Raw genomic sequence first — 17,363 nt, 5'->3', positions numbered from 1 at the left:
GGACCGCTCAGGACGGTCGGTCGGAGGGGATCAGGCGGGGACGGCCTGCGCGGTGGCCGGCTCGGGCACCTCGGCGACCACGGGGGCGCGCTTGATGCTCTTCGCGATGATCACGCAGACGGCCGTGACGACCATGCCCACCAGGATGGCGACCAGGTAGAGGATCGGCTGCCCGACGAGCCCGGTGACCCAGACTCCGCCGTGCGGGGCGCGGAGGGTGGATCCGAAGAGCGCGACGAGCGCACCCGTGACGGCCGAGCCGACCATGGCGGACGGGATCACGCGCAGCGGGTCGACCGCGGCGAACGGGATGGCCCCCTCCGAGATGAAGGACGCGCCCAGCAGGTAGGCGGCCTTGCCGTTCTGGCGCTCGGCGTCGGTGAACAGGCGCTTGCGGAGCGTCGTGGCGAGGGCCAGACCCAGCGGCGGGGTCATGCCGGCGGCCATGACGATCGCCATCACCTTGAACTGCACGGAGTTCGGGTCGCCGTCAGCGGGGACGGAGGCGAGGCCGGTGGTCGCGAAGGCGTAGGCCACTTTGTTGACCGGACCGCCCATGTCGAACGCCATCATGAGGCCGAGGATGATCCCCAGGATGATCAGGTTGCCGCCCGAGAGGCCCGAGAGCCAGGACGACAGGCCCTCGCTCAGTGCGCGGAGCGGCGCTCCGAGCACCACGAACATCAGGAAGCCGGTGATGAAGGTGGCGATCAGGGGGATGATCACGACGGGCATCAGCGACTTGAACGCCGCGGGGAGCTTGATCCGCGAGATGTAGAGGGCCGCGTAGCCGGCGATGAAGCCGGAGGCGAGGCCGCCCAGGAAGCCCGCGCCGACGGTGACGGCGACCGCGCCGCCGAGGAAGCCCGGCGCGATGCCGGGACGGTCGGCGATGCCGAAGGCGATGAAGCCGGAGAGCACCGGCACCAGGAACGCGAAGGTCGCGCTTCCGATGAGGAACATCACTCCGGCCCAGTCCGTGATGTTCGCGACGTTGAAGCCGTCGTCGATGATCTGCTGGGCCGTGAAGTCGACGATCCGGTAGCCGCCGAACAGGAACGACAGCGCGATCAGCAGACCGCCCGCCGCGACGAACGGGATCATGTAGGAGACGCCGGTCATCAGGTTCTGGCGGATGCGCGTGCCGACGCCGACCTTCTTCGGCGCGGCGGGGGCCGCGGCCGGAGTCGAGCGGGCGGGGGAGGACGCGGCGGAGCCGGAGCCGCGGAGGGCCAGAGCGCGGTCGAGGACCTCGTCCGGCTTGGACAGGGCCTCGGCGACGCCCACCTGGAGGATCGGCTTGCCGGCGAAGCGGTCCTTGCCGCGGACCTCGAGGTCGGCGGCGAGGATGACGACGTCCGCGGCGGCGATGTCGGCCGCGGTCATCTCGTCCGAGCCGGCCGCGCCCTGGGTCTCGACGTGGATCGGGTAGCCGCGCTTCTTCGCGGCCTGCTCGAGCGCCTCCGCGGCCATGTAGGTGTGGGCGATGCCCGCGATGCAGCTGGTCACGGCGACGAAGCGCGGGCCGGAGGCGGGGCTCGCGGCGGGCGCGTCCTGCACCTTCGCGACGGCGCGGTCGATGACGTCCGCCGCCTTCGCGAGCGCCTCCGACGTGCCCACCTCGAGGGTGGGCTTCCCGGCGAAGCGCTCCTTGCCGCGGACCTCGAGGTCGGCGGCGAGGATCACGACGTCGGCGTCGGCGATGGTCCGGTCCGACATGGGATCGGAGCCCGCGGCGCCCTGGGTCTCGACCTGGATCTCGTACCCCTTCTTCTTCGCGGCCTGCTCGAGGGCCTCGGCCGCCATGTAGGTGTGCGCGATGCCGGCGATGCAGCTGGTGACGGCGACGATCCTCATGAGACGACGACCTCTCGGGCGATGATGTCCGCGACCTCCTGGCCGCTGGCGGCGGCGCGGAGGGAACCGGTGAAGGACTCGTGGATCAGCTTGCGGGCGAGCTGGGCGAGGATCTTGAGGTGCGCCTGGTCGGCGCCGTCCGGAGCCGCGATCAGGAAGATCAGGTCGGCCGGGCCGTCGGGGGCCCCGAAGTCGACGCCCTGCTTCGCGATGCCGACCGCCACGCTGGGCGAGACGACGTGGGAGGAGCGGGCGTGGGGGATCCCGATGCCGCCGGGCATGCCGGTCGCCATCTGCGACTCGCGGTCGCGGACGTCGGCGAGGAAGCCGTCGAGGTCGGTGACGCGGCCGGCGTCGGCGAGCGTCTTCGCGAGCTGCGCGGTGGCCTCGTCCTTCGTGGCGGCGGTGAGGTCGACGATGACCGTCGACGCCTCGGTGAGAGCAGTCATGCGCTCAGTTCTCCAATCGGGAGGGTGGGGTCGGGGTTCTCGACGACGGAGACGTCGTCGAGGCGGAGGGAGTCGGGACCCGGGGCTTCGCTGCCCGGGAGCTGGACGGCGGCGGTACCCCACGCGACTGCTGTCGCGAGGCGCTCCGCCTCCGTGGCGTCGACGGCCGAGAGGTAGCCGGCGAGCGTGCTGTCGCCGGCGCCGACGGTGCTGAGGGGCACGACGGCGGGGGCGCCCGCCCACCACGACGCGTGCGCCGTGACGAGGAGGGCGCCGTGCTCTCCGAGGCTGACGAGCGCTCGCGCGTCGGGCAGCTGCAGGAGTTCACGGGCTCCGGCGACGACGTCTCCGACCGTCGTCAGGGAGCGGCCGAGGAGCTCCTCGAGCTCCTCGAGGTTGGGCTTCACCAGGGTGGCCGTGCCGGCCGCGATGATCGCGGTCAGGGGGGCTCCCGAGGTGTCGACGGCGAGGGGGACGCCGAAGTGCAGGGCGAGGCGGCCGAGGGCGGGGTAGAAGTCCGCTCCCAGTCCCGGGGGGACGCTGCCGCAGGCGACGAGCCAGCGGGGCGAGGCCGAGACGTGCTCGCCGATCAGCTCGGAGAGGGCGTGGGCCTCCTCCTCCGTGACGGCGGGGCCGGGCTCGTTGATCTTGGTGGTGCGGCCCGTCCGGTCGTCGACCACGGTGATGTTGGTGCGGATCGGGTGGGCGATCGCCGCACTGGCCGAGCGGACTCCGGCGGCCCGGAGCATCGTGGACAGGTCGAGGCCGGTGGAGGCGTCGGCCGGGTAGACCGCGGTCGCCTCGACGCCGTTGCGCGCGAGGGCACGGGCGACGTTGACGCCCTTGCCGGCCGGGTCGCGCCGCACGTCGTGCGCGCGGTTGACCTCGCCGACGGCGAAGCCGCTCGTGGAGAGGGTGACGTCGATGCTCGGGTTGGCGGTGACGGTGACGATCATGCGCGGACGACCTCCGGGCCGGCCGACTCGATGTCGTCGGCGAGCTCGTCGTCGACATCGGCGTCGGTGATGACGGTGTCGACCGCGGACAGCGGAGCGACGTGCCCGAAGTCCTGCCGGCCGAACTTCGAGTGGTCGGCGAGGACCACGACCCGGCGCGCGGAGGCGATGATCGCGGACTTGACGACGGCCTCGTCGAGATCGGGGGTGGTGAGCCCGCGCTCGAGGCTCAGGCCGTTCGTGCCGATGAAGGCGACATCCACCGAGACCGTGGAGAGGGCCTGGGCGGCCCACGGTCCGACGGCGGCCTGCGTGACTCCGCGCAGGTGCCCGCCGATGAGGTGGAGGTCGATGTTGGGCCGGCCGACGAGCGCCATCGCGACGGGGAGGGAGTGGGTGACGACCGTCAGCCGGCGGTCCAGGGGGAGCAGCTCCGCCAGCCGCACCGTGGTGGTGCCGGCGTCGATGGCGATCGAGCCGCCGTCGGGCACCTCGGCGAGGGCCGCGGTGGCGATGCGGTCCTTCTCGCCGGCGAGGTGTCCCTCACGGGCGGCGACCTCGGGCTCGATGCCCAGCCGCTCGACGGGGATGGCTCCGCCGTGCGCACGGCGCAGCAGGCCCCGCTTCTCGAGGCTGGTGAGATCGCGGCGGATCGTCTCCGGCGTCACGGCGAGGGAGAGGGCGAGGTCGCGGACCTCGACGCGCCCGTCGGTGCGGGCGCGGTCCAGGATCGCCTGGTGCCGCTCCGGTGCGTACATGTGGACTCCGTCGTCTCGCCGTGGGTGGTGCGCCGGATCCGCGGTGTCGTTGCCGACCTCGGATCTGCGTTTACCTCTTTTTAGACCCGTTCGGGAGGGAAGTCAACAGAAACGGACAGACTCGGCAGGCGAATCGGGCCCGGCGACGGAGGGCTGAACGGGAGGAGGACCGCCGGGTCAGGCGGCGAGCTGCTCGAGCTCCTCCTCGAGCTGCGCGAGCTGGCGCTCCAGGCGCCGTCGTTTGAGGAGGGACGCCTCCGGCAGCGCGGCGCGAAGCCGCTCGCGCTCGGCCTCGGCGAGGGTGCGGCGGGCGGTGCGCAGCTGCTCCTCCCGCTCCTTCTCGCGCTCCTCCGGCGTGAGCTTGCGCGCCGAGATCCCGGCGTCGCTCATCCCGACGGAGATCCACGACGCGGCGATCAGGATCACCTGGCAGACGAGGTTGAACCAGATCAGCAGACCGATGAGGACCGCGAACGAGGCGAGCAGCGGATTGCGGGAGGCGCCGCCCAGCAGCTGCGTCCCGAGGACCTTGAGCGCGCCGAGAGCGATCCCGCCGAGCAGCGACCCCGCCCAGAGGTTCTTCCAGGGGATCGAGATGCCCGAGAGGATGCGGAAGGAGCCGGCGAGCGTGCCCGTGTCCAGGGCCAGCATGATCAGCAGGCCGACCGCGCTGCCGGCGAGTCGGGCCGGCATCGACTCGCTGCCGATCCCGAGGAAGCCGAACGCCACGTCCACCAGCGAGGTCGAGAACACGGAGAGACCGGCCGAGACCAGCAGCACCGCCCCGAAGACCAGGGCGAGCCCCGCGTCCTTGAGCTTGAGCAGGACGAAGAGGGTCGTGGGTCCGGGGAGCGAGAAGAGCAGCCGGACCGCCTGGCGCAGGCTCCCCAGGAAGTTCAGCGCCGTCCAGAGCAGGCCGGCGGCCGCGATCGCACCCGTCCAGCCGAGGATCGACGAGTCGAGCAGGTCGTCGACCGACACGAGGGCGTTCTTCCCGCCGATCAGACCGGGGACGGAGCGGGTCACCAGGTCGAGGAGGGAGTCGCGCAGCACCGAGTCGTCGCGCACCCAGAAGCCGAAGACGGCGAAGAAGACGAAGAGCGCCGCGAAGACCGCGAACAGGGCCTGGAAGGCGAGTCCGGAGGCGAAGAGGGGCCCGCCGGTCTCGGAGTAGTGGAGCATCACCCGCACCGGCCGCGTCCGCATGACCCGCTCGAACAGGCCCGGGATCCCGCGGGGAGTGTCGGCCGCCTCGGTCATTCCTCCAGCGTACTGAGGCCTCGCGGCGCTCCCGTGCACGCGCCCGCCTGCACGCAGGAACGCGTCCGGCCCGCCGGATCCGAGGATCCCGGCGGGCCGGACGCGTTCGCGAGGGGGAGGATCAGGCGCGGCCGCGGATGACGGCCTGCTTCACCTCGGCGATCGCCTGCGTGATCTGGATGCCGCGCGGGCACGCCTCCGTGCAGTTGAAGGTCGTGCGGCAGCGCCACACGCCCTCCTTGTCGTTGAGGATGTCCAGGCGCGCTCCACCGGCGTCGTCGCGCGAGTCGAAGATGAAGCGGTGGGCGTTCACGATCGCCGCGGGGCCGAAGTACTGCCCGTCGGTCCAGAACACGGGGCAGGACGAGGTGCACGCGGCGCAGAGGATGCACTTCGTGGTGTCGTCGAAGCGGGCGCGGTCGGCGACCGACTGCACGCGCTCCTTGCCCTTGGGCGCCGGGGTGTTGGCGACCAGGAACGGCTGCACCTCGCGGTAGGAGGCGAAGAACGGCTCCATGTCGACGACGAGGTCCTTCTCGAGGGGCAGGCCCTTGATCGCCTCGATGTAGATCGGCTGCGAGATGTCGAGATCCTTGATCAGCGTCTTGCAGGCCAGGCGGTTGCGGCCGTTGATCCGCATCGCGTCGGATCCGCAGATGCCGTGCGCGCACGAGCGGCGGAAGGTCAGCGATCCGTCCTGATCCCACTTGATGCGGTGCAGGGCGTCGAGGACGCGGTCGGTCGAGTACATCTCGACGTCGAAGTCCTGCCAACGCGGCTCGGCGTCCACCTCGGGGTCGAAGCGGCGGATGATGAACGTGACGGTGAACGCCTCCGGGGCCGCGGGGGCGGCGGGCGGCTGCTCGAGGGTAGCGGTCGACATGGCTAGTACTTCCTCTCCATCGGCTGGTACCGGGTGATCACGACGGGCTTCCAGTCGAGCCGGATGTGGTCACCGGCGTCGGAGGAGTGGGCGTCACCGGAGAGGTACGCCATCGTGTGCTGCATGTAGTTCTCGTCGTCGCGCTTCGGGAAGTCGTCGCGCATGTGGCCGCCGCGGCTCTCCTTGCGGTTGCGCGCCGAGTAGACGACGACCTCGGCGAGGTCGAGCAGGAAGCCCAGCTCGACGGCCTCGAGGAGGTCGGTGTTGAAGCGCTTGCCCTTGTCCTGCACCGAGATGTTGCGGAACCGGTCGCGCAGGCGCTGGATGGTCCCGGTGACGGCCTCGAGGGACTCGTCGGTGCGGAACACCTGGGCGTTCTTGTCCATCTCGTCCTGCAGCTCCTTGCGGATCGAGGCGATCCGCTCGGTGCCGGTGGCGGAGCGGAGCGAGGCGAGCATGTCGCGGATCGCGCCGGCCGGGTCGGCGGGCAGGGGGGTGAAGTCGACCGTCTTGGCGTAGTCGGCGGCGTTGTTGCCGCTGCGCTTGCCGAAGACGTTGATGTCGAGGAGGGAGTTGGTGCCGAGGCGGTTGGAGCCGTGCACCGAGACGCACGCGCACTCGCCGGCGGCGTAGAGGCCGGGGACGACGGTCGTGTTGTCCGAGAGCACCTCGGCCTTGACGTTGGTCGGGATGCCGCCCATCGCGTAATGCGCGGTCGGCATGACGGGGACCGGCTCGACGACGGGGTCGACGCCCAGGTAGGTGCGGGCGAACTCGGTGATGTCGGGGAGCTTGGTCTCGAGGACCTCGGCGCCCAGGTGGGTGCAGTCCAGCAGCACGTAGTCCTTGTGCGGTCCGGCGCCGCGGCCCTCCGCCACCTCCTGGACCATGCAGCGGGCGACGATGTCGCGCGGCGCGAGGTCCTTGATGGTGGGGGCGTAGCGCTCCATGAAGCGCTCGCCCGAGGCGTTGCGGAGGATCGCACCCTCTCCTCGCGCTCCCTCGGTGAGGAGGATGCCGAGGCCGGCGAGGCCGGTCGGGTGGAACTGGAAGAACTCCATGTCCTCCAGGGGGAGGCCCTTGCGCCAGATGATGCCGACGCCGTCGCCGGTGAGGGTGTGCGCGTTGGAGGTGGTCTTGTAGATCTTGCCGAAGCCGCCGGTCGCGAAGATGATCGCCTTCGCCTGGAAGACGTGCAGCTCGCCCGTGGCCAGCTCGTAGGCGACGACGCCGGAGGGCTTGGCCACTCCGTCGACCTCGGTCATCACCAGGTCGAGGACGTAGAACTCGTTGTAGAAGTTGATGCCGAGTCGGACGCAGTTCTGGAACAGCGTCTGCAGGATCATGTGGCCGGTGCGGTCGGCCGCGTAGCAGGCGCGGCGGACGGGCGCCTTACCGTGGTCGCGGGTGTGGCCGCCGAAGCGGCGCTGGTCGATCTTGCCCTCCTCGGTGCGGTTGAAGGGCAGGCCCATGTTCTCGAGGTCGATGACCGCGTCGATGGCCTCCTTCGCGAGGATCTCGGCCGCGTCCTGGTCGACGAGGTAGTCGCCGCCCTTGACGGTGTCGAAGGTGTGCCACTCCCAGCTGTCCTCCTCGACGTTCGCGAGGGCGGCGGCCATGCCGCCCTGCGCCGCTCCGGTGTGGGAGCGGGTCGGGTACAGCTTCGAGATCACGGCCGTCTTCGCCTTGGGGCCGGCCTCGATGGCCGCGCGCATCCCGGCACCGCCGGCGCCGACGATGACGACGTCGAACTGGTGGTAGTGGACGCCGTCGGGTCCGACGGTCTGCGCGAAGGCGCTCTGGTCGGCGCCGGTGTGGGAGTGGCCTGGTGTGCTCACGGGGTGGGTGCTCCGTCGTACGGGGATGGGAGGGGGAGGTGCCGGGACGCGGTGCCGCGGACCGGGAGGGGCGCGGGCCCCTCTCCGATCCGCGGCACCGCGGTCACGCTGCGCAGAAGGAGGGCAGCAGGTCCGCGGCGGTGCCGGCGGGGCACGGGTCGAACGCGAAGACGACCCAGGTGCCGAGCGTGATCAGCGCGACGACGGCGACGAGGATGCCGCCCTTGAAGGCCTTGGCCAGCAGGGGCGAGGTCGCGTAGTCGTTGACCAGCGTGCGCATGCCGTTGCCGCCGTGGATCAGCGCGAGCCACAGCATGAGGACGTCCCACCACTGCCAGAACGGGTTCGCCAGCTTGCCGCCGACGAAGCCGAAGTCGATGGCCTTGATGCCGTCGCCCAGCAGCAGGTTGTAGATGAGGTGCCCGAAGATCAGGACGATCAGCACGACGCCGGAGGCGCGCATGTAGATCCAGCCCCACTTCTCCCAGTTGGTGCCGGAGGAGCGGGTCGGGGTGTGCGGGGTCCGCGGTGCGGCGACGGTGCTCAATGCGCACCCCCCTCGCTGAAGACGTTGATCAGGTGGCGCGGCGCGAAGCCGAGCATCAGCACGACCCAGAGGCCCATGACGACCCAGAAGAGGACGCGCTGATTGCGGGTCGCCCAGCTCCAGAAGTCGACCAGGATGATCCGCAGGCCGTTCAGCGCGTGGAACGCGATGGCGCCCACGAGCCCGGTCTCGCCGAGTCCCATGATCGGGTTCTTGTACGTGCCGATGACCGCGTTGTACGCCTCGGGGCTCACGGCGATGAGAGCGGAGTCGAGGACGTGGACGAGGAGGAAGAAGAAGATGGCGACACCGGTGATCCGGTGGAGCACCCACGACCACATGCCTTCGCGACCGCGGTACAGGGTGCCGGCCGGACGCCGGATCTTCCCCTGCTTCCGGGGTGCGAGGGTTTGAGCAGCTTGAACTGACACGAACAACCCTCCCTGGTTGTGCTCCGACGGCCTGACCTGTTCCCACGTCGCGTGGACGGGGACGGGGCGGGGAGCGACGAGAAACTCGCCCTCCGATTCTAAGCGCGCTCGCAGGCGGGCGCGGCTTAGGCGAGCCTTAGCTGCGGGGCAGGGCGAGGGCGGGCGCCCCCGCGGTCGCGTAGTGCGCGAGGAGCTCGTCGGTGAGCGCGCTCCAGGTGCGGTGGAGCACGCGGCGGCGGCCCGCCTCGCCGAGCCGGGCGCGCAGTGCGGGATCGCGGACCAGGCGCTCCACCTGCCGGCGCAGGTCGGAGTCGCTCTCGGGCGCGTAGAGCAGGCCGTCCACGCCGTGCTCGATGAGGTCGGTGGGGCCGCCCGCGTGCGGCGCGACCACCGCGGTGCCGGACGCCTGCGCCTCCTGCACCGTCTGGCCGAACGTCTCCTCCGTTCCGGTGTGCACGAAGACGTCGAGCGCGGCGAAGACCGCCGGCAGCCGGTCGCCGTCGAGCCGGCCGAGCATCCGCGCCGCCGGGCCGAGGGCGGCGGCGACCCGGGCGGAGGAGGGGCCGTAGCCGCCCACGACCAGCTCCGCGTGCGGGAGGGAGGCGAGTGCCGCCATCCGCTCCACCCTCTTCTCGGGGGAGAGGCGCCCGATGTAGCCGACGAGCGCGTCGTCGGCGCCGAGTCCGGCACGGACGGCCTGCGCGTAGGGGGAGGAGCGGCGGCGCGGGTGGAAGCGGTCGCTCTGCACTCCGCGACCCCACAGCGCGGTGCGCTCGATGCCGGCGGCGGCGAGGTCGTCGAGGGCGCTGGTGGAGGGGGCGAGGGTCAGGTCCGCCCCGGCGTGGATCTGGCGGATCACCCGCCAGGCGAGGGCGCGGGCGCCGCGGATGCCGTAGCGGGCCGCGAATCGCGCGACGTCCGTCTGGTAGATCGCGACACTCGGCACGCCGAGCCGGCCGGCCGAGGCGATGGCGCGGGCGCCGAGGAGGAAGGGCGAGGCGATGTGCACCACGTCGGGCTCGAAGTCGGCCAGCTCCCGGGTGAGGGCCAGCGTGGGGATCCCGACCGGGAAGTCGCGGTAGGCGATCGCCGGGTGCTCCACGACGCGGTGGCCCGCGTAGTGGCCCGGCGCCCCCGCGGCCGGACAGACGACGAGCGCCTCGATCCCGCGCTCCGCGAACTCGTCGAGCACCCGCAGGACGCTCGTGGTCACGCCGTTCAAGGACGGCAGGAAGCTCTCGGTGACGACCGCGACTCTCACGCCCCGGACGCTACGGCGGCGGGATGAACGGCGGCGCGCGCTCGGGTGAACGGACGGTCGCGCTCGGGCTCCCTTGTATCCTGCGGACATGACATCACCTGAGACCGATGGCCGCGCCCCGCTCGACCGCTTCTACAGCGTGATCCCCGCCGGCGGGATCGGCTCGAGGCTGTGGCCGCTCTCCCGGGCCGACGCCCCGAAGTTCCTGCACGATCTGACGGGGTCGGGACAGACCCTCCTCCGCGACACCTGGGACCGCCTCGCGCCCATCTCGGGCGCCGACCGGATCATGGTCGTGACGGGGCGCGCGCACCGCGCCGCCGTCGAGGAGCAGCTCGAGAGCCTCGAGGACCTCAACGTCGTCCTCGAGAGCGAGCCGCGCGACTCGTCCGCCGCGATCGGCCTGGCCGCCGCCATCCTCGAGCGCCGCCAGCCCGGCGTGATCATCGGCTCGTTCGCCGCCGACCACGTCATCAGCGGTCAGCAGCTGTTCCACGACGCGGTCGCCGAGGCCGTCGTCGCGGCGGACGCGGGCTACATCGCGACCATCGGCATCACGCCGACCGAGCCTGCCGTGGGCTTCGGCTACATCCGCACGGGGAAGCACCTCGGGATCGACGGGGCGACGCACACGCTCGCCGTCGACTCCTTCGTCGAGAAGCCCGACGCCGACACCGCGCGCGCCTACCTCTCCAGCGGTCAGTACCTCTGGAACGCGGGCATGTTCATCGCCCGCGCCGACCGCCTCCTCGAGGAGCTCGGCCGCGCGAAGCCGAAGCTGCTCGCCGGACTGCTCGAGCTCGCCGCCGCGTGGGACACCCCGGAGCGCGGCGCGGTCGTCGACCGCATCTGGCCGGGCCTGGAGAAGATCGCGATCGACTACTCCGTCGCAGAGCCGGCCGCGGCCGCGGGCAAGCTGGCCGTCGTGCCGGGCCACTTCTCCTGGGACGACGTGGGCGACTTCGCGTCCATCGCGAAGCTGCACTCGAGCGGACTCCGCTCGGACCTCGCCATCCTCGGCGAGGACGCGCGTGTGCTCGCCGACTCCGCGACGGGCATCGTCGTCAGCGGCGGCAACCGCACCATCGCCCTCATCGGAGTGAAGGACATCGTCGTCGTGGACACCCCCGATGCGCTCCTGGTGACCACGACCGAGAACGCCCAGAAGGTCAAGGGCGTCGTCGACGCCCTGCGCCTCTCCGGCCGCACCGACGTCCTCTAGCCCTCCGTCACACCCGGCGAAGCGCGGCCCTCCCCTCGGAGGCGCCGCGCTTCGCCGTTCCGCCCCTCGCCTCATGCGCGTGCGGAGGTCCCGATACGCCGTTCGCGCGGCCACTCGACCACCACCGGTGAGGACCTCGGCCGTCGCCCTGGGGGCTGGTGGCCGGGTCTCGATCCGCCGCTTCCGCGGCAACTCGACCACCATGGAGGAGCATCGCGTCCGTGCCCGACCGCGCGCAGCGCGGAGCTCCCCCGAGCACTCTCGACGTCCGGCAGCAGAGGAGAGGGCCGCGAGCAGGAATCGCGTGCCAGCGATTCAGGCCAGCCCGACGCGACCCGCTCTGCGGAACGCACCCGTCGCGAAGCCGACCGCGCCGAGCCGCCCCGCGGCTCGGAATCGAGCACAGCCGCCCGCACCCCGCGACACGCTCCGCGTGTCGCGAAGATCAACACTGTGTAACTCTTCCTGACCACCACCGTCCGGGCGGCTGAGCGGCTTGTCACATTGGGTAACGTGTGGGGATCGACGCCCTGCTGCGCTCGTCGCGCGGGGCCGCATTCCTGGAGGACGACATCTTGACTATCACCTCGCGTAAGGCCGCGTTCGGCGGTCTCGCCGCCCTCGGCGTCACCGCGCTTCTCGCCGGTTGCGCCTCCGCCCCCGAGGAGAGCGGCTCCAGCGCCGCCGCCGGTGGCGACTTCCTGCCCTGCATGGTCTCCGACGCGGGCGGGTTCGACGACAAGTCGTTCAACGAGCTCGGCTACAACGGCCTCGTGAAGGCCTCGGAGGACCTCGGCGTCACGCCGAAGACCGTCACCTCGGAGTCCGAGACGGACTACGCCCCGAACCTGACCAGCCTCGTCGACCAGGGCTGCAACCTGATCATCACCGTCGGCTTCGCGCTGGCCGAGGCCACGTCGGCCGCGGCCGAGGCGAACACGGACATCGACTTCGCGATCATCGACGACGCGTCGATCGACCTGCCGAACGTCAAGCCGATCACCTTCGACACCTCGCAGGCGGCGTTCCTCGCCGGCTACACGGCCGCGTCGTACTCCAAGACCGGCGTCGTCGGCACCTACGGCGGCCAGCAGTTCCCGACCGTCACGATCTTCATGGACGGCTACGCCGACGGCGTGAAGTACTACAACGAGCAGAAGGGGAAGGACGTCAAGGTCGTCGGCTGGGACGTCGACGCGCAGACCGGCTCCTTCACCGGCGGCTTCGCGGCGGGCGTCGAGGCCAAGTCGGCCGCGCAGTCGCTGATCGACCAGAACGCGGACGTCATCCTCCCCGTCGGCGGTCCGATCTTCCAGTCGGCGATCGAGGCGATCCGCGACTCCGGCAAGGACATCGCGATGGTCGGCGTGGACGCGGACCTGTACGAGACCTACCCCGACGGCGCCGACCTGTACCTGACCTCGATCCTCAAGGGCATCGAGGCCGGCACGACCGACGTCACCAGCTCCGCCGGAGCCGACGACTTCGACCCCACTCCCTTCGTGGGCACCCTCGAGAACGACGGAGTCGGCATCGCGCCGTTCCACGACTTCGAGTCGAAGGTCTCGGGCGACCTGCAGGGCGAGCTCGACACCATCAAGGCGGGCATCATCGACGGCTCCATCACCGTCACCTCCCCGTCCGCTCCCGCGGCGTCCTAGCCGCTTCCTCGAAGAGGCCGGCGGGCCCGAGCACACCTCGGGCCCGCCGGCCTCTTCGTCGGTCCGGCGGGCGGATCGGCTCCGCTGCGTCCCTCGATCCCGGCCGACGGCGCATCGTGGCGCGAACCGAAAGTTAGATTGGTCCCATGAAGCTCGAACTGCGTGGCATCACGAAGCGCTTCGGCGCGCTCGTGGCCAACGACCACATCGATCTCACCGTCGAACCCGGTGAGATCCACTGCCTCCTCGGCGAGAACGGCGCGGGCAAGTCGACGCTCATGAACGTGCTCTACGGCCTGTACCAGGCCGAGGAGGGGGAGATCCTGCTGGACGACGCGGTCCAGCACTTCTCCGGTCCGGGTGACGCCATGAAGGCGGGCATCGGGATGGTCCACCAGCACTTCATGCTCGTCCCCGTGTTCACCGTCGCCGAGAACGTCATGCTGGGCCACGAGGAGACGAAGGCCGGCGGGCGCCTGGACCTCGCTGCCGCGCGCGCCCGGGTGCGCGAGATCTCGGACCGCTTCGGCTTCGACGTGGATCCCGACGCCCTGGTCGAGGACCTCCCCGTCGGCGTGCAGCAGCGGGTCGAGATCATCAAGGCGCTCTCCCGCGACGCCCGGGTGCTCGTGTTCGACGAGCCGACCGCGGTGCTGACCCCGCAGGAGACCGACGAGCTGATCGCGATCATGCGCCAGCTGCGTGCGGCCGGGACCGCCATCGTCTTCATCACGCACAAGCTCCGCGAGGTGCGCGAGGTCGGGGACCGCATCACGGTCATACGCCTCGGCAGAGTCGTGGGGGAGGCGTCGCCGACGGCGAGCAACGCCGAGCTCGCCTCGCTGATGGTGGGCCGCGCCGTCGAGCTGACGGTGCAGAAGGAGCAGGCGGTGCCGGGCGACGAGGCCCTCGTCGTCTCGAACCTCACCGTGCGCGACGCCAACGGCCAGGCCGTCGTCGACGACGTCTCCTTCGAGGTCCGCCGCGGCGAGATCCTCGCGATCGCGGGCGTGCAGGGCAACGGCCAGACCGAGCTCACCGAGGCGATCATGGGCCTGCAGGAGCGGGTCGAGGGCTCGGTGACCCTGGACGGGCGCCGCCTCGACGGGCTGTCCGTGCGCCGCGTCCTCGAGTCGGGGGTCGGCTTCGTCCCCGAGGACCGCACCGAGGACGGTCTGGTCGCCGAGTTCACGATCGCCGAGAACCTCATGCTCGACCGCAGCGACCGCGGTCCGTTCGTGAAGGGACTGGGCCTGCGGCTGAAGGAGCTCGAGCGCTTCGCCGAGGAGCGGGTGCGCGAGTTCGACGTGCGCGCCCAGGGGATCGGCACCCACGTCGGCCGCCTCTCCGGAGGCAACCAGCAGAAGGTGGTGCTCGCGCGCGAGCTCAGCCGGGAGCTGCGGCTGTTCATCGCGGCGCAGCCCACCCGCGGCATCGACGTCGGCTCCATCGAGTTCGTCCACAAGCGCATCGTCGAGACGCGCGACACCGGGGTCCCCGTGATCGTGGTGTCGACGGAGCTCGACGAGGTCGCGGCGCTCGCCGACCGCATCGCGGTCATGTACAAGGGCGGGATCATCGGCATCGTCCCCGCCGACACGCCCCGCGAGGTCCTGGGGCTCATGATGGCCGGGCAGACGCCCGCCGAGAAGGGAGCGGCGGCGTGAGCGACGCGCAACTGCCCGCGGTCGATCCCGATGCGGAGACCGAGAAGGCGTCCGGGCTCGAGCCCGGCCAGAAGCCGGATCAGGAGGTGCGCACCGGCCCGCTCGAGAGCGGCGCCTCCCGCGTCCTGCGCGAGATCCTCTCCGGCACCGCGCTGATGTCGGTGCTCGCCGTGCTGCTCTCCCTCATCGCGGGCGGCGTGCTGATCGCCGCGACCGACAAGGACGTCCAGGCGGCGTCGGGCTACTTCTTCGCCCGGCCGCTCGACACCCTGCAGGCGATCTGGCAGTCCGTCTCCGGTGCCTACTCCTCGCTCTTCCAGGGCTCGGTCTACAACTTCCGCCGCGAGGGCTTCGCCAACGGCATCAAGCCGCTGACGGACACCCTGGCCTTCGCGACCCCGCTGATCGCCGGCGGGCTCGGAGTGGCGCTGGCCTTCCGCGTCGGCCTGTTCAACATCGGCGGCCGCGGCCAGATGCTGATCGCCGCCGCCTGCGCGGGCTGGGTCGGCTTCTCCTTCGACCTCCCGTGGGGCGTGCACCTGATCGTCGCGCTCGCCGCCGGAATCCTGGGCGGCGCGCTCTGGGGCGGACTCGTGGGACTGCTCAAGGCCCGCACCGGCGCGCACGAGGTGATCCTCACGATCATGCTCAACTACGTCGCGTTCTACCTGATCTCCTACCTCCTGCGGACGCCCGGCGCGCTGCAGGCGCCCGGCTCGAACAACCCGAAGTCGCCCGGGATGAAGGAGACCGCGGTCTTCCCGGCGCTCCTCGGCCCCGGATACTCGCTCACGCTCGGCTTCGTCTTCGCGGTCCTCGCGACCGTGTTCGTCTGGTGGCTCCTGAACCGCTCGACGATCGGCTTCAAGTTCCGCGCGGTGGGGGAGAACCCGCACGCGGCACGGGTCGCGGGCATCGATGTGAAGAACAGCTACGTGTACGCGATGCTGCTCTCCGGCGGCCTGCTCGGCCTCGCCGGCAGCGCCCAGGTGATGGGGACGGTGACGACCGGCTTCACGTCCGGGATCGACGCGGGCATCGGCTTCGACGCGATCACGGTCGCGCTGCTGGGCCGCTCCCGACCCTGGGGCGTGTTCTTCGCCGGCATCCTCTTCGGCGCCTTCAAGGCGGGCGGCTACTCGATGCAGGCCGCCGAGGGCGTGCCGATCGACGTGGTCCTCGTCGTCCAGTCGCTGATCGTCCTCTTCATCGCCGCACCGCCGCTGGTGCGCGCGATCTTCCGCCTCCCGACGCCCGGGGCAGCCCCGAAGCGCCGCACCCGCCGCACCTCGGAGGTGTCCGCATGAGCACCGCCGTCGCCACCGCCCCCGACCGCGTCGTGATCCGCAGCTGGAAGGCGCCGATCGCGTTCGGCGTCTTCGCGCTGCTCGCCGTCGTCCTCTTCGTGGTCCTCGGCCGCGACGGGACGAGCTCGTTCCGCCTCGCCGCGGGGACCGACTTCTTCGCGCTGCCGGACATCCCGTTCCCGACGCGGGGGACGGGAGTGGTCGTCGCGATCCTCCTGGTCGCCCTGGCCGTCGCGTCGGCCGCGCTCACCCGCGCCGGCCGCCGGATCCCGCTCTGGCTCTCGGCGGTCTTCGCCCTGGTCTTCCTGATCGGGTTCCTCGTCTGGGCGTCGGCCGGTGCCGCGCTGCCCGTCTCGGGACTGCTGCTCGGGACCGTCGGGCTGGCCACTCCGCTGATCTTCGGCTCGCTCGGCGGCGTCATCTCGGAGCGGGTCGGAGTCGTCAACGTCGCGATCGAGGGGCAGCTGCTCGCCGGCGCCTTCACCGCGGCGATGGTCGGCTCCCTCACCCGCCAGCCGGTGCTCGGCCTGCTCGCGGCGATGGTCGCGAGCGTCCTGGTGTCGTTCGTGCTGGCCGCCTTCGCGATCAAGTACCTGGTCGACCAGGTGATCGTCGGAGTCGTGCTGAACGTGCTGGTGACCGGCCTGACGAGCTTCCTCTACTCCCAGGTCCTCTCCGCCGACGCGTCGACGTTCAACTCGCCGGTGAAGTTCGACCGCCTCCCGATCCCGGTGCTCAGCCAGGTGCCGATCGTGGGCGCCGTCCTGTTCAACCAGACGGTGATCGTCTACCTGATGTACTTCGCGATCTTCGCGGTGTGGTGGGGCCTGTTCAAGACCAAGTGGGGCCTCCGCCTGCGCGCCGTCGGCGAGCACCCGCAGGCCGCGGACACCGTGGGCATCGATGTCGCCCGCACGCGCTTCTGGAACGTCTCCCTCGCCGGGGCGATCGCCGGAGTCGGCGGCGCGTACTACACGCTCGACGCGGTCGGCGCGTTCGGCAAGGAGATGACCGCGGGCGCGGGCTTCATCGCCCTGGCCGCCGTCATCTTCGGCCGCTGGGACCCGATCAAGGCGACGCTCGCGTCGCTCCTGTTCGGCTTCGCGACCAACCTGCAGAACGTGCTCGGCGTCATCGGCTCGCCCGTGCCCAGCGAGTTCATGCTGATGCTGCCGTACGTCGTGACGATCTTCGCGGTGGCCGGTCTCGTCGGCCAGTCCCGCGGACCGGCCGCCGCCGGCAAGCCGTACCTGAAGTCCTGAGAGG

The 17,363-nt window shown here is 71.2% G+C and carries 15 protein-coding genes; 5 read left to right on the top strand and 10 right to left on the bottom strand.

Annotated elements, in window-relative coordinates:
• Positions 1 to 30: 30 nt before the first annotated feature.
• The 10 genes from GSU40_RS11500 to GSU40_RS11455 form a co-directional block, all read right to left on the bottom strand.
• Positions 31 to 1,857 (bottom strand): PTS fructose-like transporter subunit IIB, encoded by a 1,827-nt coding sequence (locus GSU40_RS11500; RefSeq protein WP_104309799.1) that lies wholly within the window; start codon positions 1,855 to 1,857, stop codon positions 31 to 33.
• A complete protein-coding gene (locus GSU40_RS11495; protein ID WP_097166616.1) occupies positions 1,854 to 2,306 on the bottom strand; it encodes a PTS sugar transporter subunit IIA in 453 nt (150 codons plus the stop codon). The genes GSU40_RS11500 and GSU40_RS11495 overlap by 4 nt, the downstream gene beginning before the upstream one ends.
• Entirely contained in the window at positions 2,303 to 3,262 is a 960-nt protein-coding gene (locus GSU40_RS11490; protein ID WP_104223191.1) for a 1-phosphofructokinase family hexose kinase, read from the bottom strand. The genes GSU40_RS11495 and GSU40_RS11490 overlap by 4 nt, the downstream gene beginning before the upstream one ends.
• Positions 3,259 to 4,020, bottom strand: a complete 762-nt coding sequence (locus GSU40_RS11485) for a DeoR/GlpR family DNA-binding transcription regulator (protein ID WP_104226423.1) — start codon at positions 4,018 to 4,020, stop codon at positions 3,259 to 3,261. The genes GSU40_RS11490 and GSU40_RS11485 overlap by 4 nt, the downstream gene beginning before the upstream one ends.
• A gap of 177 nt (positions 4,021 to 4,197) precedes the next feature.
• Complete coding sequence (locus GSU40_RS11480; RefSeq protein ID WP_104223189.1) at positions 4,198 to 5,280, bottom strand: YhjD/YihY/BrkB family envelope integrity protein; 1,083 nt, start codon at positions 5,278 to 5,280, stop codon at positions 4,198 to 4,200.
• A 121-nt stretch (positions 5,281 to 5,401) separates the two neighbouring features.
• Entirely contained in the window at positions 5,402 to 6,163 is a 762-nt protein-coding gene (locus GSU40_RS11475) for a succinate dehydrogenase iron-sulfur subunit (protein ID WP_068254543.1), read from the bottom strand.
• A 2-nt stretch (positions 6,164 to 6,165) separates the two neighbouring features.
• Entirely contained in the window at positions 6,166 to 8,001 is a 1,836-nt protein-coding gene (gene sdhA, locus GSU40_RS11470) for a succinate dehydrogenase flavoprotein subunit (protein ID WP_258062583.1), read from the bottom strand.
• A 103-nt stretch (positions 8,002 to 8,104) separates the two neighbouring features.
• Positions 8,105 to 8,548, bottom strand: a complete 444-nt coding sequence (locus tag GSU40_RS11465; protein WP_160035040.1) for a succinate dehydrogenase hydrophobic membrane anchor subunit — start codon at positions 8,546 to 8,548, stop codon at positions 8,105 to 8,107.
• Positions 8,545 to 8,931 (bottom strand): succinate dehydrogenase, cytochrome b556 subunit, encoded by a 387-nt coding sequence (gene sdhC, locus GSU40_RS11460; RefSeq protein WP_258059417.1) that lies wholly within the window; start codon positions 8,929 to 8,931, stop codon positions 8,545 to 8,547. The genes GSU40_RS11465 and sdhC overlap by 4 nt, the downstream gene beginning before the upstream one ends.
• Positions 8,932 to 9,115: 184 nt before the next feature.
• Positions 9,116 to 10,240 carry a glycosyltransferase family 1 protein gene (locus GSU40_RS11455; protein ID WP_208543315.1) on the bottom strand — a complete coding sequence of 375 codons (1,125 nt, stop codon included), beginning with the start codon at positions 10,238 to 10,240 and terminating at the stop codon, positions 9,116 to 9,118.
• Between the two features lie 88 nt (positions 10,241 to 10,328).
• On the opposite strand from GSU40_RS11455, the gene GSU40_RS11450 reads away from it, so the two are divergent.
• The 5 genes from GSU40_RS11450 to GSU40_RS11430 all read left to right on the top strand — a co-directional run bounded on the left by GSU40_RS11450 (position 10,329) and on the right by GSU40_RS11430 (position 17,359).
• Entirely contained in the window at positions 10,329 to 11,462 is a 1,134-nt protein-coding gene (locus GSU40_RS11450; protein ID WP_104223184.1) for a mannose-1-phosphate guanylyltransferase, read from the top strand.
• Positions 11,463 to 12,037: 575 nt separating this feature from the next.
• Positions 12,038 to 13,123 (top strand): BMP family ABC transporter substrate-binding protein, encoded by a 1,086-nt coding sequence (locus GSU40_RS11445; protein WP_104232890.1) that lies wholly within the window; start codon positions 12,038 to 12,040, stop codon positions 13,121 to 13,123.
• A gap of 146 nt (positions 13,124 to 13,269) precedes the next feature.
• Positions 13,270 to 14,790, top strand: a complete 1,521-nt coding sequence (locus GSU40_RS11440; RefSeq protein ID WP_104223182.1) for an ABC transporter ATP-binding protein — start codon at positions 13,270 to 13,272, stop codon at positions 14,788 to 14,790.
• Positions 14,787 to 16,097, top strand: coding sequence for an ABC transporter permease (locus tag GSU40_RS11435; protein ID WP_208543314.1), 1,311 nt, complete (start codon positions 14,787 to 14,789; stop codon positions 16,095 to 16,097). Before GSU40_RS11440 ends, GSU40_RS11435 begins: the two co-directional genes overlap by 4 nt.
• Positions 16,094 to 17,359: an ABC transporter permease gene (locus GSU40_RS11430; protein WP_160035036.1), complete on the top strand. Its 1,266-nt coding sequence runs from the start codon at positions 16,094 to 16,096 to the stop codon at positions 17,357 to 17,359. The genes GSU40_RS11435 and GSU40_RS11430 overlap by 4 nt, the downstream gene beginning before the upstream one ends.
• Positions 17,360 to 17,363 lie beyond the last annotated feature (4 nt).

The sequence above is a fragment of the Rathayibacter sp. VKM Ac-2805 genome, from assembly GCF_009834265.1.
Taxonomy (GTDB): domain Bacteria; phylum Actinomycetota; class Actinomycetes; order Actinomycetales; family Microbacteriaceae; genus Rathayibacter.
Note: the sequence above shows the minus strand (reverse complement) of the source record. Positions and strands in the feature narration are given on the sequence as shown.

What these genes read in the sequence shown, in the direction of transcription:
- GSU40_RS11500 (WP_104309799.1), bottom strand. Translation starts at nt 1,857, where the DNA reads ATGAGGATCGTCGCCGTCACCAGCTGCATCGCCGGCATCGCGCACACC.
- GSU40_RS11495 (WP_097166616.1), bottom strand. Translation starts at nt 2,306, where the DNA reads ATGACTGCTCTCACCGAGGCGTCGACGGTCATCGTCGACCTCACCGCC.
- GSU40_RS11490 (WP_104223191.1), bottom strand. Translation starts at nt 3,262, where the DNA reads ATGATCGTCACCGTCACCGCCAACCCGAGCATCGACGTCACCCTCTCC.
- GSU40_RS11485 (WP_104226423.1), bottom strand. Translation starts at nt 4,020, where the DNA reads ATGTACGCACCGGAGCGGCACCAGGCGATCCTGGACCGCGCCCGCACC.
- GSU40_RS11480 (WP_104223189.1), bottom strand. Translation starts at nt 5,280, where the DNA reads ATGACCGAGGCGGCCGACACTCCCCGCGGGATCCCGGGCCTGTTCGAG.
- GSU40_RS11475 (WP_068254543.1), bottom strand. Translation starts at nt 6,163, where the DNA reads ATGTCGACCGCTACCCTCGAGCAGCCGCCCGCCGCCCCCGCGGCCCCG.
- GSU40_RS11450 (WP_104223184.1), top strand. Translation starts at nt 10,329, where the DNA reads ATGACATCACCTGAGACCGATGGCCGCGCCCCGCTCGACCGCTTCTAC.
- GSU40_RS11440 (WP_104223182.1), top strand. Translation starts at nt 13,270, where the DNA reads ATGAAGCTCGAACTGCGTGGCATCACGAAGCGCTTCGGCGCGCTCGTG.
- GSU40_RS11430 (WP_160035036.1), top strand. Translation starts at nt 16,094, where the DNA reads ATGAGCACCGCCGTCGCCACCGCCCCCGACCGCGTCGTGATCCGCAGC.